This window comes from Testudinibacter sp. P17/SS/0325 (genome assembly GCF_053570765.1).
Genome location: NZ_CM131635.1, coordinates 2,448,497 through 2,472,821, shown reverse-complemented (window position 1 = coordinate 2,472,821; position 24,325 = coordinate 2,448,497). Strand labels below are relative to the sequence as shown.

The window sequence follows — 24,325 nt, the reverse complement described above, 5'->3', positions numbered from 1 at the left end:
TACCTGAAATTTATGAAAGAGCCTGAATTCTGGGTTTTAGCAACCCTGCATTTTACTTTACTTGTCCTGATTTTCATCATGTTATAGGAGAACCTCATGTTAGAACAAGCCTTACAAGCAAACACAGAAGCCATTAATCGTCTATGCAGTCTGTTCGCCGATTTTATGGCAACCGAAGCAGTTACCGTCGAAGCGACAGCGGCTACATCAGAAAATACACCGCCGTCAAATCCTCTGGCAGACGACACTTCTCTCGCACAAACCGAAACAAAAGCAGCAGAACCTGCGGTCAATAACGAAACCTTGCGCAAACAATGCCAAGCGCTGACACTGAATTTGGTGTCTGTTGATCGCGCCGGACTGGTGGAAATCTTTAGCGGTTTCAAGGCGAAAGGGGTATCCACCGTTGCGGATAACGATTTATCGCTATTGCTTGAACAACTGCAGCTTTTAGCCGAAAAAGCGGGGGTGAACGATGCCGAGTGAACACGCATTGTTATCACCGAGTGGTGCGCACCGCTGGTTGCGGTGTAACGGCTCGTTGCTATTGGAAGCAGAAAGCGAAGACAAAAGCTCGCCCGATGCGGATTTAGGTACAACAGCACACGCCCTTGCCGAATTCTGTTTGCGTAATCAGGTGAATTGCGCGCCGGCGTACCTGGGCAATAAACCGGCAGGACCGGACTATCCCGCCGTCGATGAAGAAATGCTGGAATATGTGCCGAAATACATTCATGCCGTACGCGATTATGCCACCAACGGCGAATTGCTTATCGAAATCCGAGTGGACTTTTCACACTATATCGGACAGCCCGATTCTTTCGGAACGGTGGACGCATTGATTTTGAATGGCGATGAAATCCAAATTCACGATCTGAAATATGGAAAAGGCGTGAAAGTCGATGCCGAAGGCAATGAACAGTTACAGCTTTACGCCTTGGGCGCATACGATATTTATCAGTTCGTACATGATATTCGTCAAGTGCGGTTATGTGTCCATCAAGTGCGGTTAAATTCGGTGTCGGAGTGGGTGCTGACCATTGAGGAACTACTTGCCTTTGCTGAACGTGCAAAAGCACAGGCAGCGAATGCGGTGCGTTTGCTAAACGGTGGCGAAGTGCAAGAGGGCGATTTTGCTCCGCAAGAAAAAGCCTGCAAATTTTGCAAGGCAAAAGCGAAATGCCACGCCCTTGCCCAACACGTTGTCAATACCGTTGCTGACGATTTTGTCGATTTGGATAAACCGACCAATTTTGAGGCTGCGATGGAGAGAGTGGCAAACTGTGACAATCGGCATATCGCCCACCTATTGCCGGAACTGGATTTAATCGAAAGTTTCTGCAAAGCGGTGCGCATACGGGCGACTGCCGAATTGATGAATGGCAACGACGTACCGGGCTACAAATTGGTTGCGGGTAAAAAAGGCGCGCGTAGCTGGACGGACGAAACCGAAGCAGAAGCGAAGTTGAAATCGTTACGCTTGAAAGTGGACGAAATGTACAACAAAAAGCTGATCAGCCCAACCCAGGCAGAAAAGCTGCTCAAAACCACCCCAAATAAATGGGACAAAATCCAAGACTTCATTATCCAAAAAGACGGCTCACCATCGGTTGTGCCGCTTTCTGATAAAAGACCCGCCATTGTCATCAGCAATGATGATTTTGAAGATTTAACTTAACCCAATCCATAAGGAAAAACTATGAAAGTAACGTTAAAAGATGTGCGTTTAGCATTCCCTGCATTATTTGAAGCCAAAACTATTAACGGTGAGGGCGACCCGCGTTTTAGTGCTGTCTTGTTGTTCGATAAAGGCAGCGACAACTACAACGCCGTGATGTCCGCAATGAAAGCGGTTGCCGAAGATAAATGGGAAGAAAAAATGGAGGCAAACTGGAAAGCCATTAAAGCCAAAAATGCGTTTTGTTTGCACGATGGCGCAGAAAAACCGGAGTACGAAGGCTTTGAAGGCAAGTTTTTTGTATCCGCCCATAACAAAGCGCGCCCCAAAGTTGTCGATCGCAATCGACAAGAATTGGTGCAAGCCGATGGTAAGCCTTATGCCGGTTGCTATGTCAATGCGGTAATCGACATCTGGGCGCAGGACAACAAATACGGCAAACGCATCAACGCCTCGCTTTCCGGCATTCAATTCGTCCGTGATGGTGATGCCTTTGCCGGTGGCGGTGTTGCCAGTGCCGATGATTTTGATGATTTATCTGTTGATGACAGCGGTGCAGATGATTTTATGTGATCGCACTTTGCATTTTTCACCAAAGTACAGAGCTGCCTGAGGGCGGCTTCTTTTTTACCTAAATTAAGGAAACAGTCTGATGAAAACCAATCTACAAGATTTTTTAGATGAATTAGATGCCAGTGTTTTTGTATCGAAAGTGGCAACCGCACTTTCTCAAGTCGCACTCGGCACAGTGACACATGACAAACAAGGTAAGGTCATTCTTGAATTTACTTTGAAAAAGATGGAAAGCGATAGCGATAGTTCGACCAACTCAAAAGTGCAAATCTCGCACAAACTGATCTACTCGCAGCCGACCAAACGCGGCAAGGTATCGGAAGAAGATACCACCGCCACCCCGATGTATGTCCACAAAGGCGGACGTTTATCGGTTACTCCTGAGCGTGTGGAGACCAAAGACAATGTGATCCACATCAAACAAGCCAAAGCCGTTTAACAAAAGGAAAAACATAATGGATAAGACAGCCATTCAAGAAATCAAAGACTTAGCACTCTCTTCTGTGCGCATTAGCCCGACGGATTACCCTCTTGCCATTGTGCCGAAAGATATGCAGGTCTTTCCGCTTGAGCGTTATCAAGCACAGCGTAACAGTTATCGTGTTGTTTATCGCACCTCGCATTATCGTGATTACATCAGCTACGTTGAGCGCAACGTTCAGCCAAGCGCACAGTGTTTTGTCAATCCTGACACCATGTCAGCCAGAACCCTATTTGACCTTGGTGATATAGCTTCACCGGGACACGCTCTGCATGCCGCAGAACTGAGTTTATCTGCTACCGCTGCGTTTGAAGCCGTTAGCAGCATTGACGAGCGACAGCTGGAACAAAGCGAACTGTCGGATTGGCTTGAGGATTGGGCGGACAACATTACGGCGTTTGACGACGCCGGCGAAGAAATCAGCTTTGCCAATGCACTTGCGGCAGTGAGGAAAATCACATTGGATTATGCTAAAAGTGAAGAACACGAAGTTGGTGATTTTGCCGCTAAGAAATCGGCAATGGAAAGTGTGGAAGCAAAAAGCAAACTCACGATCCCACACAGTTTCACTTTCACCTGTGAAACCTATAGCGGCTTAAATATTCGTGACATTACATTACGCCTACGAATTTTAACCGGTAGCGACGAGCCGATTTTAGTGTTGCGTATGGTGAAAGCCGAAGCACTAAAAGAAGCCATTGCAGAAGAGTTCGCTGATAAAGTGCGGTTCTCCCTAACCGGAACGGATATTATCGTGAATATAGGCACTGTTGAAGTGTAATTATTATTTAGCCCTCAAGTTTGGGGGCTAAATTTTATAGGCTTATTTATAATACTTAATTTATATAACGGAGATATATATATATATGAACCACACAACTCTTCCTGAAATTGTAGTAACTGCTCGTGAACCTTATTTAGTGATTAAGGAAACTAAATTTCCATTAGACAAAATAGATCCTAACCCTTTTAGGATTGAGAATCTTAACTTCAATCACAGGGTATCCCTAGATCCCAATAAAACTGTTAGGCATTCGGTAGTGAATCAGCTGAGTTCAGAAATGACGAATAAATTAAATAGGATGCCTAGTGAAGTTAATATGTTTAAAGAAATGGAGGAGCAATATATTATTTTATTGGAGCTGTACGGAAAACTTTCTAAGACTCCTGAAGTTGAGAAGGGGTTGTCTGAGCTTAATCAATTATTTGATAAAATAAAAGTTTTATATGAAGAAATTATTAAGCAGAGAGAAAAAACCAATCAGTCTAGTGCTGCTGCAAATAAAGCAGAAAGTGATAATATACCTAAATTTGGACTTTCTAAAGTTCACAAGGAAGACTTTGATCTAATGCTATCTGTTACAGGTAGCTTACGACTATGGCTACACTCTGTTCTTAAATATAGAATGTCTGAGATTAATGAAAAGCAAAAGTTAATTGATATGTTAATAATTTTAAAAGACTTAGCTAATCAACTGTCTAAGGTTTATAATGTTAGTAAGCCCGAATTAGAGAAGGTTTTTAGTGCACTACCTCGTGAAACAATTAAACTATCTGAGACCTTTCCCAATTATGTTCTTGCTGAAGGCGTTGGCGCAACTGCTTCAGGAAGTTTATATGGGTATATTTCGCTTGTTGGTAATCAGCTATCTGCAGCAATTAGTATTGACATGCCGAATAAACAAGTATTAAATAGTAGTGATTTTAGCGTATCTAGTTATGAAATACGGGTAGGAGATGAAATCCTTTATAAAGGGGGGCTATCTCCTAATGATAAAAGTATTGTTATCCCTCAAGCCTATAAATACATAGGTGATCTAAAAGTGGATATTCCAAATATACACCGAGGGAAAGAAATTATTATTGTGCTAAATATTAGATTTACTTATGATTCCGGTAGTGGGATTGTTCCTTCTACAAGTAAAGAGATTAGAAAGAGTCTTATATTTAAATGATTAGAAAAGTATTAGTTTTAATATTTTCTCTTATGGTATCGTTGGCTTATGCCAACGATACTTTCAAGAGCTATAACGAACGGTATTTAAATGCAATTTCAGAAAACAATATAAATGAAATACAGGAAATATCTTACGATTTAGAACGTATTACAAAGAATAAAAAAAACGTCGATGAATGGGTTTGGATGTATGCAAGCACCTTGCAGCAGCTAAAAAAATATCCATTATTAAGAGAAGTTCTAGAAAAAATAGATTTGGAAAAACCGAATATTAATACAAAAATGGGTGTCTGTTTCTTAGAGGAAAAACTTAATGGTGGATCTCATGGATGTTTTATAAATGCCAAGTCACGCTTGATACTAGAATCCGATTATTACAATAATATTAACTATTGGTTTACTGTAAGGTTTATAAGTGGTGATATTGATATAAAAAGTGAAAAAGATAATTTAAGAAAAACTACGTTATCAGTAGATGAACTGAATTATATTCGGTTTACTGAAAAAAAAGAGATTATTAACGCTATGTTCCCCTAATAGGTTTTGAAATCGTGTTTACAAAATAAATTTTTTGTTTTGTAGTATTTGACAAACCGCACATTTTCGGATTAAGATGACTCCACTATCTCGTTAAGTCGGTTATCTCGCTCCGATAATAAAGCGGTTTTTTTGTACCTAAATTTTAGTTATAGATCGTCTATGATCGGGTCTAGAGAGCCTAATAGAATACCGTAAGGGAATAAGCTCCGCCATCTTAACGTGGTAGTTGAAGCCCGATCACCAACTAAGTGATCGGCTTATTACTAAACGTTAAGGTACAAAATTATGTCAAACTTATCTATCCTCAATACCTTGATCTGCACTTTTGAAAATCTTTATTGACGAAAAAATAAAATTTCAGTAGTATTCTGCTAACGGTGCTGAACACACCTATGACTAGTAGCGGAACAACCGCATTAAAGTGCGGTATTTTTTTATCCTGATTTTATGATCGGGTGGCGTTTCGTACATACAAGACCGCAAGGAAAAACGAAAGGCTGTCTACTAGCAGTGTTCAAGCACCCGATCACCCTATCTGAACAATGGGGCAAATTAAAATCGCTAGTAGGATAAAAATCATGACAAACTTAGCAATTCTCAACACCTCGATCCGCACTTTAGAAGGTTTACACTCATTAAACGATATTTACAAAGCTAGTGGCACAACTGAAAGTTATCGCCCTAGTAATTTTATTCGCCTCGAACAAACAAAAGATCTGATTGCTGAAATTGAAAAAGACCAAAGCTCAGATATGAGCTTAGCTCAAAAAACATTCAGAGGCGGATTAAATGCTGGTGTATGGGCTTGCGAAGAACTTGTCCTCGCCTACGCCATGTGGATCAGCCCGAAATTTCATTTGACGGTGATCCGCGCCTTTATGCAAATGCACAACATCGGCAAAAGCGCAGTCAAATAGAAAGGCAAGATTTTGCCGCCGTTCACACAAATTCCGAAAGGACGGCAATATCACCGCCCAACCGACACTTGTCTGACACGAACCCAAATCGAAACGCTGAGCGGTTACGTTATGCGGATTTCACATCTGCGCCAGCTACACCCCAACACCATTTATAAATGGTTCTTTGATTACTACGGATTGCGCCAAATTCGCGATTTACACCCGGCAATTTATGATAACGTGGTTTGCCATTTGCGCAGCGAGGTCGCGCGCTACCATGACTGCTATTTAGCAGCCTACCAATCGGCGACGAAAGCGACTATTACGCAACCAACAGCGAAAGCACACCCTTTAGCCAGCTTTGATTTTTCCTCCTTTGGACAAAATCTCTATGCGGTTGCCAAGCACATCAGCTACCTTGAAAAAGAGTGGAACGACACGCTTTCTCCTGCGCTTAAGCTGCTCAATTACAACGCACGGCATAATGTTGATGAACATCTGCGTGCCGCCAATATCCACCTGCAAAACTATCTGCAAGTGTTTGAGCTGATGCGCACGAAGCCAAAACCGGAACAGCCGCAACAACCCCAGTTGGCATTGAAGCCATAATTTAACCGCACCGCACTTTACACCTTGCTTTTGGCAAAGTGCGGTTTCTTGCACCCTTTTTTCAGCCATAAGGAATTCATTATGAAAAATTGGCTTCTATTTATCGTGGTACTTGTCGGCTTTTTGTGGGCGAGTGATAGCGATTTTGAATATTATGTTGCCGCCGAAAAAGACCGTTGCGAACGTGCCGGTGGAGTTTGGGTGGTGGAGAATAACGATCAGTTTTGTGAGGTGCACAATGCCGATACTATACGCTGATTTGGAAACTTACAGTGATATCCCGATCCGCAATGGGGTTCACGCCTATGCTGAAAACGTAGAAATATTGCTGTTTGCCTATGCGTTGGATGATGGCGAGGTGCAGGTGTGGGACGCGACTGCCGAGCCGATGCCGTCGGATTTAAAACAGTATCTTGCCGACCCGACGATAACCTTGATGTTTCACAATTCGCACTTTGACCGCACCGTATTGCGCCACGCATTGCCAACGGTAGATTTTCGTATTCAGCGTTTCCTAGACACGATGATCATCGCCTATCTGCACAGCTTGCCGGGCGCACTGGCGGAGCTGTGTGAGGTGTTTGGCGTGCCGACAGACAAAGCCAAAGATAAGGCGGGAAAACAATTGATTCAGCTTTTTTGCAAACCACTGGGCAAAAACCGCAAGCTGGACAGGGCAACCCGCCACACACATCCGGAGGAGTGGCTGCGCTTCAAAGCGTACGCACGGCTCGATATTATCGCCATGCGAGAAGTGCATAAACGACTGCCGACATGGAATTTAATCGCAGGGGAATTAGCCTTGTGGCAACTTGACCAAAAGATTAACGATCGGGGCGTTGCCGTGGACCGCACTTTAGCGGAAGCGGCTATCCGAGCGGTGACAAAAGAACAAGCCGAATTGCGCCAACAAGCGCAGACCATGACAGATGGCACAGTACACAGCACCACCCAACGCGATGCGCTGTTAGACCACATACTACAGCAATATGGCGTTGAGTTACCGGATTTAACCGCCTCAACGATTGAACGGCGATTAGACGATCCGGAATTGCCCGAACCGGTCAAAGAGCTATTGCGCAATCGCCTCAATTCAAGCGGCACAGCAACCGCAAAATACCGCCGCCTGCTGCAAGCCGTAAATAGCGACGGCAGACTGCGCGGTATGCTGCAATTTTGTGGCGCAGGGCGTACTGGGCGGTGGGCTGGGCGAATTTTTCAGCCGCAGAACCTGCCACGCCCTAGTATGAATCAAGATGATATTGATTTTGGTATCACAGCACTAAAAGCCGATGCCGCCGATTTGATTTTTGATAATGTTACCGAGCTTGCCAGCTCTGCTTTGCGCGGTTGCTTAATCGCCCCACAAGGTAAAAAACTGGTGGTGTCGGATTTATCTAATATCGAAGGGCGAATGCTGATTTGGCTTGCCGGTGAAAAATGGAAACTACAAGCCTTTCGGGATTTTGACAAGGGCAGCGGACACGATCTGTATAAATTAGCCTATGCCAAATCCTTTCGTATGAACCCTGAAAAGGTGACCAAAGCGCAACGGCAAATCGGCAAGGTAATGGAGTTGGGATTAGGCTACGGCGGCGGTGTCGGGGCGTTTTTAAACTTCGCATTAGTCTATAAACTCGACTTGGACGAACTCGCCGATAATGCGTTTGACAGCATCAATCCTGACATTTTGGCACAAGCGAAGTCGGCGTGGCATTGGGCGAGCGACCAAAAACGTACTTACGATTTATCCGAACGGGTTTATATCGCCTGCGACGCACTGAAACGCTTGTGGCGCGAAGCGCACCCGCAGACGGTCAAGCTGTGGTCTGAGGTGGAAAGTGCGGTACGCAACGCCATTACACAGTCGGATAAGGTCTTCCGCTATCGCGATTTAGCTTTTTTGCGGACAAAAAACTGGCTGCGCATTCGTCTGCCGTCAGGTCGTCAGTTGTGCTATCCAAGCATAGCAATTGAAGACGGCAAAATCACCTATTTCGGGCTGAATACCTACAGTCGTAAATGGGGACGGATAGCCACATATTCCGGAAAACTGACGGAAAATATCACCCAAGCCGCCGCTCGTGATGTGATGGCGAACAATATGCAGCTTATTGAAAACAGCGGTTATCAAATCGTATTGACGGTACACGATGAAGTTTTAACCGAAGCACCGGACACCGTTGCATACACCCCTGAAACACTCAGCCGATTACTCGCTACCAATCCTCTATGGGCGCAAGATTTACCGCTCAATGCCGGAGGGTTTGAAGCGTATCGGTATAAAAAGGATTGATTATGGAAAGCACACAAAAAGCACTAACTGTTGATGATTTGATCGTCGGTCATATCTATTCGGCAAAACGAAAGTCAGTGGATCCCTTCGGGTTGGTTAATGATCGCCAAATCCTGTATATCGAAAAAGTTTTGGGAACAGTACAGTACGATAGCCCAACAGTTGCTAGAGGGAGGCACTATCCAAAAGTTTCAATTGATAAATTTTTACGGTGGGCTAAGGAAGATGTTACCTCTCAGATGCCGAAAGGAGAGTGGCGTAGTGAATAGATTAATTCGAGAATCTGAAATTGAAGCCCATCTAGTGAAAACTGTCAAAGCCAAGGGCGGAATTGCGTATAAGTTTACCAGTCCCTCGCGGCGCAATGTGCCGGATAGAATGATTTTGTTGCCCGGCGGCAAGTTATTTTTTGCCGAATGCAAAGCACCGAGACGAAAAGCCACCGCAGGGCAGCTGCGTGAACATCAACGTATTGCTGAGTTAGGGTTTGGCGTGGTGATTGTTGATAGTTTTGATATTGAGGCGTTATTCGATGATTGACTTTTCCCCTAGAGAATACCAAAAGCTGATTATTGATTACATTGTCCAAAACCCACGCTGTAACATCTTTGCTGGCATGGGAACAGGCAAGACAGTCAGCACGCTGACCGCACTTGATGCGTTACTTTTGGCAGGTGTTATTGAGCCGCCTGTTTTGGTACTTGCGCCTTTGCGGGTGGCACAAAGCACATGGCCAGACGAAGTGCGCAAATGGGCGCATCTTAGTCATCTAACTGTGCAGCCAATTGTCGGTTCGGTTGGCCAACGTCAAAAAGCATTGGCAACGCCGGCAGACATCTACACTACAAACTATGAAAACGTACCTTGGCTTGTGGAAACGCTCGGCAATCATTGGCAGTTCACCATGATCATCGCCGATGAAAGCACCAAGTTGAAAAGTTATCGCACGCGCAAAGGCGGCAAACGGGCGAGAGCATTGGCAAGTGTTGCGCATAATAAAGTGAAACGTTGGGTCAATCTCACCGGCACACCATCGCCGAATGGTTTAATCGATTTGTGGGGGCAACAATGGTTCATCGACCGAGGCGAACGATTAGGGCATACCTTCACGGCATTTACCGAGCGATGGTTTCGTTCGATTCCGCTTGGCTTAAGCGGATTCAGCCGCAAAGAGCCTTACGGCTATGCACAAGCTGAAATTCAAAAAGCATTAGCGGATTGCTGCTTGTCGATTCAGGCAGCGGATTATTTTGATATTGAAGAACCGATCCAAACCGTAATTGAAATTGAGCTACCGCCGAAAGTCGCAAAGCAGTATCAACAATTTGAAAAAGAGATGTTCACTCAAATTCAGAATGAAGAGGTTGAAGCGCTCAATGCCGCCGCCAAAACCCTCAAATGTCTGCAATTGGCAAGCGGTGCGGTCTATACCGAAAGCGGTGATTGGATTGAAACCCATAATGCCAAGCTGCAAGCGTTGGAGAGCATTATTGAAGAAGCCGCCGGAATGCCAGTGTTGGTTGCATATCATTTCAAAAGCGATCTGGCACGGCTACAACGACACTTCCCACAAGGCAAATTGCTCGATACTGATCCGAAAACGATTAAAGATTGGAACACTGGAAAAATCCCGATTTTGTTTGCACACCCTGCAAGTGCCGGACATGGGCTGAATTTGCAAGACGGCGGCAATATCCTCGTCTTTTTCAGCCACTGGTGGGATTTGGAACAGTACCAACAAATCGTCGAACGTATCGGGCCGACACGACAAGCACAAGCCGGACATCATCGTCCGGTTTTTATTTACCACATCTGCGCCAAGCATACGGTTGATGCGTTAGTGATTGAAAGGCGCAACAGCAAACGCACGGTACAAGATATTTTATTAAATGCCATGAAAAATAAGGAAACACTATGACTAACATCAACACCACCTTAAAACACCGCCAACAAACCTATGGCGATTATGCTGACACGGCAAAAGTTGCACAGGAAATCAAAGCCGTGATTTATGCCAATGCCGGTGAACTCAATGCGAAACAGCAAGAGGCATTAGAGATGATTGCTACCAAAATGGCACGCATTTTGACGGGTAATCCGCACTATGAAGATAATTGGCGAGATATTGCCGGTTACGCCCAATTAGGCGGGGACTTATGGACACCTGAAAATATTGAGGATCTAAAAATCGGATTGAGTGGGTAGCCTATGGATAACTGGAAAACCGCAAAAGAAGGTAATTTCCCACCTAAAAATGGTTTGTATCGAGTGCAAATCAAACTCGACAACGGGCGGTTATTTTCCTTTGAAAATGAATATAGCAGCAAAAAAGGTTTCACGTTCGACACGACTATGCGTGAGTTAGGTAAACCACAACGAATATTGGCTTGGCGGTATTTATGAAAACAAATAAAAATAACGGTTGGATAAAATGTAGTGAACAGTTACCCGAAAAAGATAAAAGAGTGTTGATTTACAATGGCTATGAAGCCCTTGCCGAACTATGTGAAAGCAAGAAAGTTCCAGGTCGTTTATATTGGCAAACTGAAGATTTCAACCTCAACTATGGTGAATGTGAACAACTATCTTTTGATGAAGTTACACACTGGCAACCGCTGCCAAGCCTGCCAAGCGATGTCGCCTAACTTAGTCTAGCGCTTAGACGAGTTAGACGAAAGACATTTAAAACCACGCCACCGCAAGGTGGCTTTTTTATGGGGTCAATATGGAAAAAGCCTTAACGATAAACGATGTCGCCGAAATGCTGAGTTTAAGCTACGGCACAGTCTATAACCATCGATATAAGTGGGGATTCTTTAAAATGGAAGGGTCTCGAATTTGGCGCATTTATCAATCGGATCTTGAAAAAAACCGTAAAAAGCAAAATAATGTTTGTCGGCTAGAAATGCAGGTCGGCGATAAGGAGAATCCAAAATGTCGATCTACAAAACATCAAGTGGTATCTGGTGGATTGATTTCAGAACGCCGAGCGGTCAGAGAATTAGACGCTCTGCTAAAACAACTGAAAAAAAATTAGCGCAAGAGTACCATGACAAACTCAAATATGAAGCGTGGAAAGTTGATCAGCTTAATAAAAAACCTGAACGCACAATTGAAGAAGCCCTGATTAGATTCCTTGAAACCTCAACCGGTCAAAAGGATATGGAAACAAAAATTCGGCACACGGAGTATTGGCGCAGTGTGTTAAGTGGGCGAACGCTTAGCTCTTTAACAACAGATGATATTCTGAATAACTTGCCTACGCACAAAGCCAGCACGAAAGAAAAACTCTCACCCTCAACGCAAAACCGATATCGCACGTCAATTATGCGCGCGTTATCTTTGGCGCATAAAGCCGGTTGGATAGATAGCATTCCTTATGTCCCTAAAAATCCTGAACCGAAAGTGCGGGTACGTTGGATCACAAAAGAAGAAGCATTCCGCTTGGTGGAATCGCTCAATCTCGGGTGGATGAAAGATGTTTGCTCTTTTGCTTTGATGACCGGTGCGCGAATGACGGAAATTTTGTCGCTGACGTGGGATAAAATTGATTTTGCGAGAAATATTGCAATCGTTACCAGTGATGTTGCAAAATCAGGCAAAGCAAGACCGCTGCCACTAAGCCGAGATGCAATAGCGCTGCTGAAACAGAAACGAGCGGAACGTATTTCTGATTTTGTTTTTCACCGAGGCAAGGGGAAATTCATTAGCGAAATTGATCGCGAAGATTTTCAGCGCGCATTAACGCGGGCAAATATTCAAGATTTTCGCTTTCATGATCTGCGACACACCTGGGCAAGTTGGCATGTCCAAAACGGAACACCTTTGATGGTATTGAAAGAACTTGGCGGTTGGGAAACGGTGGAGATGGTAAAACGCTATGCCCATCTCAATGCCAGTCATCTTTTGAGCTATGCAAATGTGGGAATGTTTTGGGAATATTCAGCAGTTAGCCAGTTTGGGTTGGTTGCAGAAAACGAACCGTTCACAGAAATTTCAGAAAATAAAAAAAGCCGTAAGTTATTGATTTAGCGACCATTACTTACGACTTCATTCAGAAAAGTGGCGGAGGAAGTGAGATTCGAACTCACGGAGGGCGTAAACCCTCGCCGGTTTTCAAGACCGGTGCCTTCAACCGCTCGACCATTCCTCCGCACGGTTGACTCTTAACGAGTGGCGCAGATAATACAAATTTCGTCGGGGCAAGTCAACACTCAAGTTTAAATATTTATTGCGTTTGAGGGAATTATAAACAAAGTGCGGTATTTTTCGACAGGTTTGATTTTTTAGCGTCTTGAATGAGAAAATTTCAGCCATAAAAAAGCCCTGCATTGGCAGGGCTTTGAAATCATAAACAAAAATAGAAAATTAACGGCGTAAACCTAAACGTTCGATTGTTGTAGTGTAAAGTGCTAGATCAGTGCGTTTTAAGTAGTCTAATAATTTACGACGACGAGAAACCATACGCAATAAACCACGACGACCGTGATGGTCTTTTTTATGAACAGAGAAGTGTCCTTGTAAGTGGTTGATTTGTGCGGTTAATAACGCAATTTGAACTTCGGAAGAACCGGTGTCGCTACCGTCACGACCAAAGTCAGCAACGATTTTTGCTTTTGCTTCTGCGCTTAGAGACATAATAACTCCTAAAAATAGTGTTAGTGAAAATACATCAATAGCCGATCTCTAATTCAGCTATGACAGGGAATGCGCATTTTACGTTGAGTTGCGTCGGATTGCAATCAAAAGGGTGAAAAATCACGTAATAAGGCATTCGTTAGATGTTATTAGCAGGGCGTAAAATAGCTTGATTTCAAAGTGCGGTCAGCTATCTTTAAATCTCCCCTTGAATTTCCAATTAAAATAGATTATCGTAACTAAAATTATACAATCATTGTATCAAATTTTTTACAAAAAGACCTTGATAAGGAATTTTATGAACGCCGTCGCCAATAAAGATTTAATCCACAACGTGAATATCAACGATGAAAAAGTGTTGATGACTCCGCAAGAGTTGAAAGAAAAGCTGCCACTCAGTTTGGAACTGAAACAACAAATCGAACAATCCCGACATGATATTGCCAACATTATTCATAAGCAAGACAAGCGTTTGTTGTTGGTGATTGGGCCTTGTTCGATCCATGATCCGCAAGCGGCGTTGGAATATGCGCATAAGTTAAAGGCATTGGCTGATGAAGTGAAAGACACTATTTATGTTGTTATGCGGGTTTATTTTGAAAAACCGCGAACCACGGTCGGTTGGAAAGGGTTGATTAATGATCCGCACTTGGACGGTAGTTTTGATGTAGAGAATGGTTTACAGCTGGCAAGAAAATTGCTGATTGATTTGGTCGAATTGGGTTTGCCGTTGGCAACCGAAGCCCTTGATCCGATTTCGCCGCAATATATGGCGGAGCTGTTCAGTTGGTCGGCAATCGGCGCGCGCACCACCGAATCGCAAACGCACCGTGAAATGGCATCGGGGTTGTCAATGTCGGTCGGTTTTAAAAACGGCACGGACGGCAGTTTAGCCACCGCAATCAATGCGCTGAAAGCGGCTTCGATGAGACACCGCTTTATCGGCATTAATCAACAGGGGCAGGTGAGTTTACTGCAAACCGCAGGCAACAAAGACGGACACGTGATTTTGCGCGGTGGCAAAGCGCCGAATTACCAAGCGGAATTTGTGCAACAATGCGAGCAGGAACTGGCAAAAGCCGGCTTAGAACAGTCGATTATGATCGATTGCAGCCACGGCAACTCGAATAAAGATTACCGCCGCCAGCCGCTGGTGGCGGAAGAGGTGGTGCAGCAAATTTTGGATGGCAACCGCTCTATTACCGGTTTAATGATCGAGAGCAACCTGTTTGCCGGCAACCAAAGCTCGGAGCAACCGTTTGAACAAATGCAATATGGCGTTTCGATCACCGATGCCTGCATTGATTGGCAGACAACCGAGCAATTATTGCGTAAAATTCATCAGCAATTATTAAATAGAAACTAGAGGACAACATGCAACCGCTGCAACCTTTGCGTGATGAAATTGATCAGCTGGATCGCAATTTATTGAAATTATTGGAAAAACGTCTGCAACTGGTGGCAGAAGTCGGACAAGTGAAACACCAACACGGCTTGCCGGTGTATGTGCCGGAGCGTGAGGCGGAAATGTTGGTGGCGCGGCGGCAAGAAGCGGAAAAAATGGGGATTTCGCCGGATTTAATCGAAGATCTGTTGCGCCGAATTATGCGCGAATCTTACCAAAACGAGCATAAAAGCGGTTTTAAAACCGTCAATCCGGCGATTAAAAAAATCGTGATTGTCGGCGGAAAGGGCAAACTCGGTAGCTTGTTCGGACGCTATTTCCAATTGTCCGGTTATCAGGTGGAAAATTTGGGGCGTGCCGAGTGGCAACATGCGGATCAGATTTTGCATAATGCCGATGTGGTGATTGTCACTGTGCCGATTCGCAACACCTTAGAAACCATCGAGCGCTTGCAACCGCACTTGCGTGAAAATATGCTGTTGCTCGATTTCACCTCAGTCAAACGCCAGCCGGTTGAAAAAATGCTGGAGGTGCACCAAGGTGCGGTGCTGGGCTTGCACCCGATGTTCGGACCGGATATTGCAAGCTTTGCCAAACAACTGATTGTACGTTGCGACGGGCGTTATCCGGAACGTTATGAATGGCTGTTGCAGCAAATGCAGCTGTGGGGGGCAACGATTTACCGCACTGATCCGGCAGAACACGATAAAAATATGACCTATATTCAAGCCTTGCGCCACTTTGCCACTTTTGCCAACGGCTTGCATTTATCCCGTCAGCCGGTCGAATTGGCGCAATTATTGGCGTTATCCTCACCGATTTATCGGTTGGAATTGGCAATGATCGGGCGTTTATTTGCGCAAGACGGGGAGTTATATGCCGATATTATTTTAGATAAACCGGAAAATTTAGCGGTGATTGAATCATTGAAGCAAAGTTACGAAGAGGCGTTAGGTTTTTTTGAACAACATGATCGTGCCGGATTCATCCAAGCATTTAAACAAGTCAGTGACTGGTTTGGCGATTATTCACCGTTATTTATGAAAGAAAGCCGCCAGCTATTACAACAGGCGAACGATTATAAACAGTTTTGAAAAGGCAATGAAAGAAGGCTACCGCTTGGTAGCCTTTATGTTTTAACTTTTCGCATTTTTTTCATCTTCTTTAATGGCATCTCGCACCGCACTTTTAATCGCAAGGAGCATACCGATAACCATGGCGAGAAGAATAAGCAAAACAATCGTTGTTTCCATTATGTTTCCTCCTGTGAAAGGCTGTCCTGATATTTTCTGAGTTCTTTACCGCATAATAAAATTCCATATGTAGCGAAAGACAATAACACCAGATTAATGCTCTTAAACCACCAACTATACTGCCCATATAGTACAACAGGTATCGCAAGCAGCGCAACTTTGGCTAAATCTTCCAAGTTCTTTGCCCATGAATCGGATGTTTCTTTTTTTATCGGTCTTTTCAGTAAATACCAATTTGTCTTTTTGAAATGAGAGTAACGCCTTTTCATGTTTTATCCCCGGTTTATCATTGAGTTAAAAGATAAAATAAGCGTAAGGTAAGTTTGACTTGATTAGCAGCCTGAACAAAAATGTTTGCGATCCGGATCGTAAATATCAAAAAAACACAAGCTCACAGATTGTCCCTTTCTGCCACAAATAGCAGATATTCTTCTAAATTATCAATTGCATCTTGGCAACGTTGTTTACGCTGTTCAGTTTGTTGGATTCGTTGTAGCCAAGCGGCTTGTTGCAAGGGTTCCGCTTGCAGCATAGCGTCGTTCTGTTGCGCGATTAAATCATTTAATTGGCGCAAAAATTGATAGTATTTCTCCAACCGCACTTGGGGCGGCAAATCATGCACTTGGTGTTTGTTTTTCTTGGTCGCTGCTTTGGGCGTGAAATTAGCGGCAAAGTGCGGTTGAACGGAGGCTGTCGGTTGCAGCATATCCAGCAGGGCGTGATATTGTGCCAATAACTTTTCAGTGTAAAACTCGACTTGCTCCGCTTCCGTTGCCTGCCTCAAAATGGAAAATGTCTGCTGAATTTGTGTTAAACAATCGCCCACCGTTTCATTTTCCGTCGCAAATAAGCGCGAATCGAGCTTGGCGGAAATCGGCTGCTGTTGGTATGGCAAAAGTTGCCGAAAGTAACTTTCGATTTTTTCCATTAATAGCTGAACATTGGCGGCGGACATAAACCCTCGGCTTATTTTTTGTTATGCGATCCGGATCGTAAAAAAAGTGGCTCGGCAGTGTGTGGCAATGCGCTTTATTTTAGATTAGCCTTCCTTTTAACACAACCGGAGGAAAGCACATACTATGTTTAACCTGATCCAACGCCCGATAGAGCGCACAACGTTAGAAGCATGGGCGAAAATGAGCGATGATATTGCCAAAGTTGCAATATTGGCAGTACCTGTTATGCTACTGGATAGTAGCGTAATTTCTTTAAAAGTCATCAACGGTATCTCATTGATATTTTCTGCATACGCATTTTTATGTGGTGGAAGATTCATTCGAAAGCATTTAACCAACATGGAGGGCAAATAATGGAACTGACGATTGGACTTGGCATTTTTGCCTTACTTGGGTTGATTTTTGCGATAGGTATGAATTATCTTGCTAAACATCCCTATCCAAAAGGCTATAAGCCCGAACAAAATAAAAAATAGCGCAAACGCCGATACAGTGCGGTATGAATCAAACATTCTACCGCATTTGATTATTTAATCCGTAAGCAAATGTATTGAATAACATATTGCATTTTCAATAGTTTCCCGACTTTATTGCAGAACTTTGATCTGAGTCACATAAAAAATCTGAACTTTGTTATTTTAAGTTTGGCAGCTTTAGGCAGCTTTTCTTTAGTTATAAAAATTCAATATAAAACAATAAGATATGATTAAATAAAATGTTTCTCTATAAAAATAGTATGAATAAATCGCTCCAAAGAAGTTTGCATAAACCATGTGAAATAATCATGACTAAGCATTCATTTATTGCAACCAATTGAAATTAAAAGATTTTTTGTTTTTTGTTTTGAATGGTCATAAGCTTGACAGGGAAAATGGATTCTGTCAGTATGACCTCGGAAATCAAAAACAGGGTTGGACAACGCTGTTGAGTGAAAGTTCAATCTAAGTTCCGTTTATTTATGCACTAGCGAACATAAATAAATTAACTTTAAACTTAAGTAAAAAGGCAAACTATTATGAAAAAGACATTAGTAGCTTTAGCAGTAGCAGCAGTAGCCGCAACTTCTGCAAACGCAGCAGTTGTTTATGATCAAGACGGTTCTAAAGTTGAAGTGGGCGGTTCTTTACGTTTACTTTTGAATAAAGAAACTGATAGAAAAGTTGATTTGAAAAATGCAGGTTCTCGTTTAGTAGTTAAAGGTTCTCAAGATCTAGGTAGCGGACTGAGTGCATTAGCAAATGTTGAATTACGTTTTGAAGAAAAAACAGATGCAAAAGATGATAGTTCTTTTGGTAATGTAACTACTAAAAGATTATATGCTGGTTTTAAACAAGATGGCGTTGGTACTCTAACATTTGGTCGTCAGTTAACTAATGGCGATGATGTGCAATTAGGAGATTACGCTTATGAGTACGGTGGCAATAATAATGTAACCGGCGCATCTAATAAATCTGTTAAATTCCGCTCAGACAGCTTTAGTGGTTTTAGCTTTGGTTTAGATTACCTATTCGGTAATGCAGCAAAAGGCAATACTGGTAATACTAAAAATGGTTATGGTGCTGCGTTATTCTATACTGCTGGTTTAGCTGAAGGCACAACCTTAAATCTGAATGCAGGCTATACTCAGGATAGACTCTCAACTGAAAAAACGAGTAAGACTGATAGCTGGCGTTTAGCGGGAGAATTACTAGTTAGCGATTTCGGCGTAGCTTATAACTATGGTCAAACTCGAGCTACTGAAAATGGTGAAAAACAAGATAAAACCACTTACCATCTGGTTGGTTTAAAATATAAATTGGCAGCTCCATCAACAGTTTACGGACAGTGGAAGCGTGAGTCAGAAGGTAGTGATCGTGTGCACACCTATCTTGTTGGTGCAGATTATAAATTGCACAAAAATGTTATTACATTCGTAGAGTATGCGAATGTCAGAACTAAAGTTGAAGGTGAAGATAACAAGAAAGAGAATAAAGTTGCTGTAGGTTTACGTGTATTCTTCTAATTGTTAAATAATTAGATATCTTCCAAAGGTCGGCTTTTGCCGACCTTTTTGTTTTTTAAGTACTTTATCAAATGTCAAAAATAACTTCCCCCTCCGCAGGCGTAGGGAGAGAAAGTTTAGCTTACCAAAAAGTAAATTCCTTCCCTCCGTACGCGGAGGGAGAGAAAGTAAAAGTAAATTCCCTCCCTCCGCAGGCGGAGGGGGGGCGCAGGACGGAGGGAAGTATAAAGAAAAGATAATATTTACGATCGGTATCGCAAATATTTATACGAACGCTTAATCTTATTTTTTCTAATCTTATTATTTTTTATTTAAAAAAGGAAAATAGTAGATGAGAGAAAATGAAAATTTAATGCTGCGTCAATATGCTAAACAACTTCGTTCAACCATGACCGAAGCGGAACAAAACCTTTGGTATCATTTACGCCGGCGACGCTTAGGCGGCGTGAAATTCCTTCGACAAAAAATTATTGGTAAATACATTGTTGATTTTATTTCTTTTGATATTGCTTTAATTATTGAATTAGATGGCGCTCAACATAGTGATGAAAATCAACGGCAATATGATCAAGTCCGAACGAATTATTTGGAAGCTCGAGGGTTTAAGGTTATTCGATTCTGGAATGATGAAATATTAAAGGACATCGAGGCAGTGTTAGATATTATTTGGCATTTTGTGGATGGATAAAAAGTTTTCCCCTCCCTCCCCATTTTTCTTGAGAAAAATGGTACTCCCTCCGCACGCGGAGGGAGAGAAAATTACGGTTACCAAAATAAAACGATACTTCCCTCTCTCCGCATGCGGAGGGAGGTGTTCGAAGGACGGAGGGAGGGCGGAAAAGATTAAACTACAAACAATTCTTTTCACCACGAGACAAGCTAATCAAGCCGGAGCGGACGACTTCGATAATGTCGCTTTCTTGTTTCACCGAGCTGATGAAGGCATTGAGTTTGTCTTTGGTGCCGGCAAGCTGAATGGTATAGCTTTTCGGGGTGACGTCGATGATTTGTCCGCGGTAAATATCCGCCAAACGTTTCACCTCATCACGCGCATTGCCGTGCGCCCGCACTTTGAGCAACATGATTTCTCGCTCGACGTGTTCGCAATCACTTAAATTAATCACTTTGAACACATCGACCAATTTATGCAGTTGTTTTTCGATTTGTTCTAATACCTTTTCTTCACCAAACGCCTCGATTGTCATGCGCGACAGGGTTGGATCGTCTGTCGGCGCAACGGTCAGGCTTTCGATGTTAAATGCGCGTTGTGAAAACAGGGCGATGACCCGTGATAACGCACCGGATTCGTTTTCTAATAAGACTGAAATAATTCTGCGCATTATGTTCTCTCCGTTTTGCTTAAAATCATATCGTTCATGGCGCCGCCTGCAATTTGCATTGGGTAAACGTGTTCGGTTTCATCGACCAGAATATCAACAAAGACCAGTTTGTCTTTGATGGAAAAAGCCTGTTGTAACTTGGTTTCCAATTCGTCAGGGTGGTTAATTTGAATCCCTACATGCCCATAAGATTCCGCCAGTTTAACGAAATCAGGCAGGGAGTTCATATAGGACTGCGAGTGGCGGCCGGCATAGATAATATCCTGCCACTGTTTCACCATGCCTAAGAAACGGTTATTCAGGCTGATAATGACGACCGGAATATTATATTGTTGTGCGGTTGACAGCTCCTGTATATTCATCTGAATACTGCCGTCGCCGGTGATACAAATCACGGTTGCCTCTGGGTGTGCCATTTTAACGCCAAGCGCCGCCGGCAAGCCGAAGCCCATGGTGCCGAGACCGCCGGAGTTGATCCAACGGCGCGGCTTATCAAATGGATAATACAGGGCGGCGAACATTTGGTGCTGTCCGACATCGGAGGCAATATACGCGTCCCCGTGGGTGATTTTGTGGATCACCTCAACCGCTTGTTGCGGCTTAATCACTTGATCGCTATGCTCATAACGCAAGCATTGGCGGCTTCGCCATTGTTCGATTTGCTGCCACCAATCCTCAAGTGCGGTTTGTGATTTCAATGTTTCTTCGTCGCTGAGCAAAGATAAAAATTCATTCAATACCAAATCGGCACTGCCGACAATCGGAATATAGGCATGGACGTTTTTGGAAATAGAGGTCGGATCGATGTCGATATGGATCACCTTGGCATTCGGGCAGTATTTTTCTAAGTTGTTGGTGGTGCGATCATCAAAACGTACGCCAACGGCAAGGATCAAATCGCTTTCATGCATGGCATTGTTGGCTTCATAGGTGCCGTGCATGCCCAACATGCCAAGCGATTGTTTATCGCTGCCCGGAAAACCGCCCAAGCCCATGAGTGAGCTGACGACCGGCAAATTCAGTTTTCTGGCGAATTCGGTGGCTTGTTCTGAGCAATTGGCATTGATAATGCCGCCGCCGATAAACATCACCGGCTTTTTCGCCACTAAAACCGCTTTCAGCGCTTTTTTGATTTGTCCTTTATGCCCGTGAATATTCGGATTATAAGAGCGCAACGTGATGGATTCCGGATAAACATAAGGAATTTTATTCGCCGGGTTGACGATGTCTTTCGGCAAGTCAATCACCACCGGACCCGGGCGACCGCTTGCGGCAAGATAGAAAGCTTTTTTGATGGTTGCGGCTAAATCTTCCACCCGTTTCACCAAAAAGCTGTGTTTGACCACCGGGCGGGAAATCCCGATCATATCGCATTCTTGGAAGGCATCACTGCCGATTAAGGCGCTGCGCACCTGACCGGAAAACACCACTAACGGCACGGAATCCATATAAGCAGTGGCAATGCCGGTGATCGCATTGGTGGCGCCCGGGCCGGAAGTGACTAAAACACAGCCGACTTCGCCGGTTGAACGGGCATAGCCGTCTGCCATGTGCACCGCGGCTTGTTCATGGCGTACTAAAACGTGTTCAATGCCGCCATGGGTTTGAATCGCATCGTAAATGTCCAGCACCGAGCCGCCCGGATAACCAAAAACGAATTTTACGCCTTGATCACGGATCGCCTGCACAATAATTTCAGCACCCGATAATTTTTTCATCACTCCTCCAGAATTAATCGCATGGTATTTTGAATAGATGGTCTATTTTTACGACAACTTATCTGGCTTGTCTACTGTTTTTTTATCACTGACAAAAGAGTTTTTAGGATTAAAATGCTTTAAAATTAAAATAAACAGGATTTTATAAAAATAAACTCACAATAAATAAAAAAAATGCGATAATGTATCGCATTTTATAAAATCCAAAAAATTATCTGCTTATTGCAAAAAAGTGCGGTTTACACTTTAGATTGGCTTTTTTTCAGCAACAGAATTAAGCCAAGCATCATAATGCCGGTGGCTAAGAATCCGAATAAACCGGATTCGGTAAAGCCAAGCACCAGATAACCAACCGCGGAAGACGCGGCGACCAATAACGCATAAGGCAATTGCGTGGTGACATGGTCGATGTGGTTACAGCTTGCGCCGGTGGAGGAGAGAATCGTGGTATCGGAAATCGGAGAGCAGTGATCGCCGCAAACCGCACCTGCCATCACCGCAGAGAGACAAGGCAATAACAGCGCCGGTTCGGCATGGACCGCAATTGAGGCGGCAATCGGCAGCATAATGCCGAACGTGCCCCAGCTGGTGCCGGTGGAAAATGCCATCACTGCGGAGATAACAAATAACAGCACCGGCAAGAAACCGATCGAAATCGAATCGCCAATCAAGCTGGAGAGGTATTTTCCGGTTTGCATGTCGCCGACAATGGTATTGATCGTCCAAGCAAAGAATAGCACTAAAATCGCGCCGAACATCGATTTAGCCCCTAAACCGTAAGCGGCAATATATTCTTTCAATGAGATTTGTTTGGAACTTAAGGCGCAGAGGGTGGCAACGATCAGTGCGACAACGCCACCGAAAACCAATGAAGTGCCGACGGCGGTGTTTTCAAAAGCGCCTAAAATTGAAAATGACAATTGATCCGCTGCCAAGGCTTGCGCACCGGTGTAGATCATCATGCCAACGGTCGCAATAATTAAGGCAAGAATCGGCAGCACCAAATCCCGCACCCGCCCTAACTTGCCGTTTTGAATGTCCTCTTCTTGTACGGCTGCATTTTCGGCTTGGCGTTCAAAATGTGCCATTGGTCCAATATCAAATGAAAAAATCGCCACAATAAACACCAAGACTAACGCAAAAATCGCATAGAAATTCATCCCGATCATGGTGACAAAAGCACCAATCGGCGAATAGTCGGTAATCGCATGGGTCGCCAATAAACCGCCGACCAAGGTGATAATATAAGCGCCCCAACTGGAAATCGGCATAATCACGCACATTGGCGCAGCGGTGGAATCCAATAAATACGCTAATTTTGCCCGTGATATTTTATATTTATCCGTCACAGGACGAGCGATGGCGCCAACCGCCAAGCTGTTAAAATAGTCATCAATAAAAATGAAAACCCCGAGAAAAACAGTAAGTAATTTTGCGCCGCGTTTTTGCTTAATGTGTTTTTGAGCCCAATTGACAAAAGCGCGATTACTGCCGGAAATAGTCAGTAATGAGGTTAAAATACCAAGTAAAATTAAAAAGATAATGATATTGGTATAATCGGCATTTAATCCCCCGTCGCTATAAACGAGAGAAAATACACTGGTTGCGACATAACTCGCCGCATTTAACACATTGCCGCCGCTTAACATCAAAGCACCAACGATAATCCCGGCACTGAGTGATAATAGCACTTTGCGGGTTATAATCGCTAAAGACAACGCCAACAAAGGCGGAATGACTGACCAAAATGAATTAGAAAAATCAACAAAATCCATATAAAAATTCCATATAACAATATAAAAGAATGCGAAAGTTTCATTTTGTAGCGTGGATGCTACAGAGATTAGAATAAGAAAGAAACAAACGTAAAGACTACAATAATACCCGAAAAAAACCAAGCTAAATTAAATTAACAAACCTTATTTTATCAAATTTGGTCGGTTATAATTTGAGTCGGTGATAAATAATTTGATTATCTGT

The 24,325-nt window shown here is 43.6% G+C and carries 31 protein-coding genes and 1 tRNA gene; 25 read left to right on the top strand and 7 right to left on the bottom strand.

Annotated elements, in window-relative coordinates:
• Positions 1–96 precede the first annotated feature (96 nt).
• From ACWA50_RS11780 to ACWA50_RS11690, 19 genes are all read left to right on the top strand, one after another.
• Positions 97–486: a hypothetical protein gene (locus tag ACWA50_RS11780; RefSeq protein WP_431052761.1), complete on the top strand. Its 390-nt coding sequence runs from the start codon at positions 97–99 to the stop codon at positions 484–486.
• The gene (locus ACWA50_RS11775; protein WP_431052759.1) at positions 476–1,678 is read left to right on the top strand and encodes a DUF2800 domain-containing protein; all 1,203 of its coding nucleotides are present in this window, start codon (positions 476–478) and stop codon (positions 1,676–1,678) included. Before ACWA50_RS11780 ends, ACWA50_RS11775 begins: the two co-directional genes overlap by 11 nt.
• 21 nt (positions 1,679–1,699) lie before the next feature.
• A complete protein-coding gene (locus ACWA50_RS11770; RefSeq protein ID WP_431052757.1) occupies positions 1,700–2,251 on the top strand; it encodes a DUF2815 family protein in 552 nt (183 codons plus the stop codon).
• Positions 2,252–2,330: 79 nt separating this feature from the next.
• Positions 2,331–2,690, top strand: coding sequence for a hypothetical protein (locus ACWA50_RS11765; protein ID WP_431052755.1), 360 nt, complete (start codon positions 2,331–2,333; stop codon positions 2,688–2,690).
• A gap of 16 nt (positions 2,691–2,706) precedes the next feature.
• Positions 2,707–3,513, top strand: coding sequence for a DUF2303 family protein (locus ACWA50_RS11760; protein ID WP_431052753.1), 807 nt, complete (start codon positions 2,707–2,709; stop codon positions 3,511–3,513).
• 85 nt (positions 3,514–3,598) lie between these two features.
• Complete coding sequence (locus ACWA50_RS11755; protein WP_431052752.1) at positions 3,599–4,687, top strand: hypothetical protein; 1,089 nt, start codon at positions 3,599–3,601, stop codon at positions 4,685–4,687.
• Positions 4,684–5,226: a hypothetical protein gene (locus tag ACWA50_RS11750; protein WP_431052750.1), complete on the top strand. Its 543-nt coding sequence runs from the start codon at positions 4,684–4,686 to the stop codon at positions 5,224–5,226. Before ACWA50_RS11755 ends, ACWA50_RS11750 begins: the two co-directional genes overlap by 4 nt.
• Positions 5,227–5,807: 581 nt before the next feature.
• A complete protein-coding gene (locus ACWA50_RS11745; protein ID WP_431052748.1) occupies positions 5,808–6,146 on the top strand; it encodes a KilA-N domain-containing protein in 339 nt (112 codons plus the stop codon).
• A 12-nt stretch (positions 6,147–6,158) separates the two neighbouring features.
• Positions 6,159–6,737 carry a hypothetical protein gene (locus ACWA50_RS11740; RefSeq protein ID WP_431052746.1) on the top strand — a complete coding sequence of 193 codons (579 nt, stop codon included), beginning with the start codon at positions 6,159–6,161 and terminating at the stop codon, positions 6,735–6,737.
• 81 nt (positions 6,738–6,818) lie between these two features.
• Complete coding sequence (locus ACWA50_RS11735) at positions 6,819–6,995, top strand: hypothetical protein (protein WP_431052744.1); 177 nt, start codon at positions 6,819–6,821, stop codon at positions 6,993–6,995.
• Entirely contained in the window at positions 6,976–9,033 is a 2,058-nt protein-coding gene (locus ACWA50_RS11730; RefSeq protein WP_431052742.1) for a DNA polymerase, read from the top strand. The genes ACWA50_RS11735 and ACWA50_RS11730 overlap by 20 nt, the downstream gene beginning before the upstream one ends.
• 2 nt (positions 9,034–9,035) lie before the next feature.
• Positions 9,036–9,302 (top strand): hypothetical protein, encoded by a 267-nt coding sequence (locus ACWA50_RS11725; protein WP_431052740.1) that lies wholly within the window; start codon positions 9,036–9,038, stop codon positions 9,300–9,302.
• Complete coding sequence (locus ACWA50_RS11720; RefSeq protein WP_431052738.1) at positions 9,295–9,573, top strand: hypothetical protein; 279 nt, start codon at positions 9,295–9,297, stop codon at positions 9,571–9,573. Before ACWA50_RS11725 ends, ACWA50_RS11720 begins: the two co-directional genes overlap by 8 nt.
• Positions 9,566–10,951 carry an SNF2-related protein gene (locus ACWA50_RS11715; protein ID WP_431052737.1) on the top strand — a complete coding sequence of 462 codons (1,386 nt, stop codon included), beginning with the start codon at positions 9,566–9,568 and terminating at the stop codon, positions 10,949–10,951. The genes ACWA50_RS11720 and ACWA50_RS11715 overlap by 8 nt, the downstream gene beginning before the upstream one ends.
• Positions 10,948–11,238 (top strand): DUF6378 domain-containing protein, encoded by a 291-nt coding sequence (locus tag ACWA50_RS11710; RefSeq protein WP_431052735.1) that lies wholly within the window; start codon positions 10,948–10,950, stop codon positions 11,236–11,238. The genes ACWA50_RS11715 and ACWA50_RS11710 overlap by 4 nt, the downstream gene beginning before the upstream one ends.
• Before the next feature lie 3 nt (positions 11,239–11,241).
• Positions 11,242–11,436 carry a hypothetical protein gene (locus ACWA50_RS11705; protein ID WP_431052733.1) on the top strand — a complete coding sequence of 65 codons (195 nt, stop codon included), beginning with the start codon at positions 11,242–11,244 and terminating at the stop codon, positions 11,434–11,436.
• A complete protein-coding gene (locus tag ACWA50_RS11700; protein WP_431052731.1) occupies positions 11,433–11,678 on the top strand; it encodes a DUF551 domain-containing protein in 246 nt (81 codons plus the stop codon). The genes ACWA50_RS11705 and ACWA50_RS11700 overlap by 4 nt, the downstream gene beginning before the upstream one ends.
• Positions 11,679–11,758: 80 nt before the next feature.
• Positions 11,759–12,070, top strand: coding sequence for a helix-turn-helix domain-containing protein (locus ACWA50_RS11695; RefSeq protein ID WP_431052729.1), 312 nt, complete (start codon positions 11,759–11,761; stop codon positions 12,068–12,070).
• Positions 11,968–13,065, top strand: a complete 1,098-nt coding sequence (locus tag ACWA50_RS11690; RefSeq protein ID WP_431052727.1) for a tyrosine-type recombinase/integrase — start codon at positions 11,968–11,970, stop codon at positions 13,063–13,065. The genes ACWA50_RS11695 and ACWA50_RS11690 overlap by 103 nt, the downstream gene beginning before the upstream one ends.
• A 31-nt stretch (positions 13,066–13,096) precedes the next feature.
• Here ACWA50_RS11690 and ACWA50_RS11685 read toward each other — a convergent pair.
• Both ACWA50_RS11685 and rpsO read right to left on the bottom strand, forming a co-directional pair.
• Positions 13,097–13,186 (bottom strand) — tRNA-Ser (locus tag ACWA50_RS11685).
• Between the two features lie 215 nt (positions 13,187–13,401).
• Complete coding sequence (gene rpsO, locus ACWA50_RS11680; protein ID WP_431052725.1) at positions 13,402–13,671, bottom strand: 30S ribosomal protein S15; 270 nt, start codon at positions 13,669–13,671, stop codon at positions 13,402–13,404.
• A 298-nt stretch (positions 13,672–13,969) separates the two neighbouring features.
• Here rpsO and ACWA50_RS11675 point away from each other — a divergent pair, with 298 nt between their 5' ends.
• Both ACWA50_RS11675 and tyrA read left to right on the top strand, forming a co-directional pair.
• Positions 13,970–15,037 carry a 3-deoxy-7-phosphoheptulonate synthase gene (locus ACWA50_RS11675; RefSeq protein WP_431052723.1) on the top strand — a complete coding sequence of 356 codons (1,068 nt, stop codon included), beginning with the start codon at positions 13,970–13,972 and terminating at the stop codon, positions 15,035–15,037.
• 8 nt (positions 15,038–15,045) lie between these two features.
• On the top strand, positions 15,046–16,170 hold the full coding sequence (tyrA, locus tag ACWA50_RS11670; protein WP_431052721.1) for a bifunctional chorismate mutase/prephenate dehydrogenase: 1,125 nt from the start codon (positions 15,046–15,048) through the stop codon (positions 16,168–16,170).
• A gap of 158 nt (positions 16,171–16,328) precedes the next feature.
• Here tyrA and ACWA50_RS11665 read toward each other — a convergent pair whose 3' ends face one another.
• Positions 16,329–16,598, bottom strand: a complete 270-nt coding sequence (locus ACWA50_RS11665) for a hypothetical protein (protein ID WP_431052719.1) — start codon at positions 16,596–16,598, stop codon at positions 16,329–16,331.
• A 122-nt stretch (positions 16,599–16,720) separates the two neighbouring features.
• On the bottom strand, positions 16,721–17,284 hold the full coding sequence (gene priC / locus ACWA50_RS11660; RefSeq protein WP_431052717.1) for a primosomal replication protein PriC: 564 nt from the start codon (positions 17,282–17,284) through the stop codon (positions 16,721–16,723).
• A 124-nt stretch (positions 17,285–17,408) separates the two neighbouring features.
• Here priC and ACWA50_RS11655 point away from each other — a divergent pair, with 124 nt between their 5' ends.
• From ACWA50_RS11655 to ACWA50_RS11640, 4 genes are all read left to right on the top strand, one after another.
• Positions 17,409–17,639: a hypothetical protein gene (locus ACWA50_RS11655; RefSeq protein WP_431052715.1), complete on the top strand. Its 231-nt coding sequence runs from the start codon at positions 17,409–17,411 to the stop codon at positions 17,637–17,639.
• Positions 17,639–17,761 carry a hypothetical protein gene (locus ACWA50_RS11650; protein ID WP_431052713.1) on the top strand — a complete coding sequence of 41 codons (123 nt, stop codon included), beginning with the start codon at positions 17,639–17,641 and terminating at the stop codon, positions 17,759–17,761. Before ACWA50_RS11655 ends, ACWA50_RS11650 begins: the two co-directional genes overlap by 1 nt.
• 539 nt (positions 17,762–18,300) lie before the next feature.
• Positions 18,301–19,287: a porin gene (locus ACWA50_RS11645; protein ID WP_431052711.1), complete on the top strand. Its 987-nt coding sequence runs from the start codon at positions 18,301–18,303 to the stop codon at positions 19,285–19,287.
• A gap of 331 nt (positions 19,288–19,618) precedes the next feature.
• The gene (locus ACWA50_RS11640; protein WP_431052709.1) at positions 19,619–19,975 is read left to right on the top strand and encodes an endonuclease domain-containing protein; all 357 of its coding nucleotides are present in this window, start codon (positions 19,619–19,621) and stop codon (positions 19,973–19,975) included.
• 160 nt (positions 19,976–20,135) lie between these two features.
• Here ACWA50_RS11640 and ilvN read toward each other — a convergent pair whose 3' ends face one another.
• From ilvN to ACWA50_RS11625, 3 genes are all read right to left on the bottom strand, one after another.
• Entirely contained in the window at positions 20,136–20,627 is a 492-nt protein-coding gene (gene ilvN / locus ACWA50_RS11635; protein WP_431052707.1) for an acetolactate synthase small subunit, read from the bottom strand.
• Positions 20,627–22,345, bottom strand: a complete 1,719-nt coding sequence (locus tag ACWA50_RS11630) for an acetolactate synthase 3 large subunit (RefSeq protein ID WP_431052705.1) — start codon at positions 22,343–22,345, stop codon at positions 20,627–20,629. Before ACWA50_RS11630 ends, ilvN begins: the two co-directional genes overlap by 1 nt.
• A 239-nt stretch (positions 22,346–22,584) precedes the next feature.
• Complete coding sequence (locus tag ACWA50_RS11625) at positions 22,585–24,120, bottom strand: Na+/H+ antiporter NhaC family protein (protein WP_431052703.1); 1,536 nt, start codon at positions 24,118–24,120, stop codon at positions 22,585–22,587.
• Positions 24,121–24,325 lie beyond the last annotated feature (205 nt).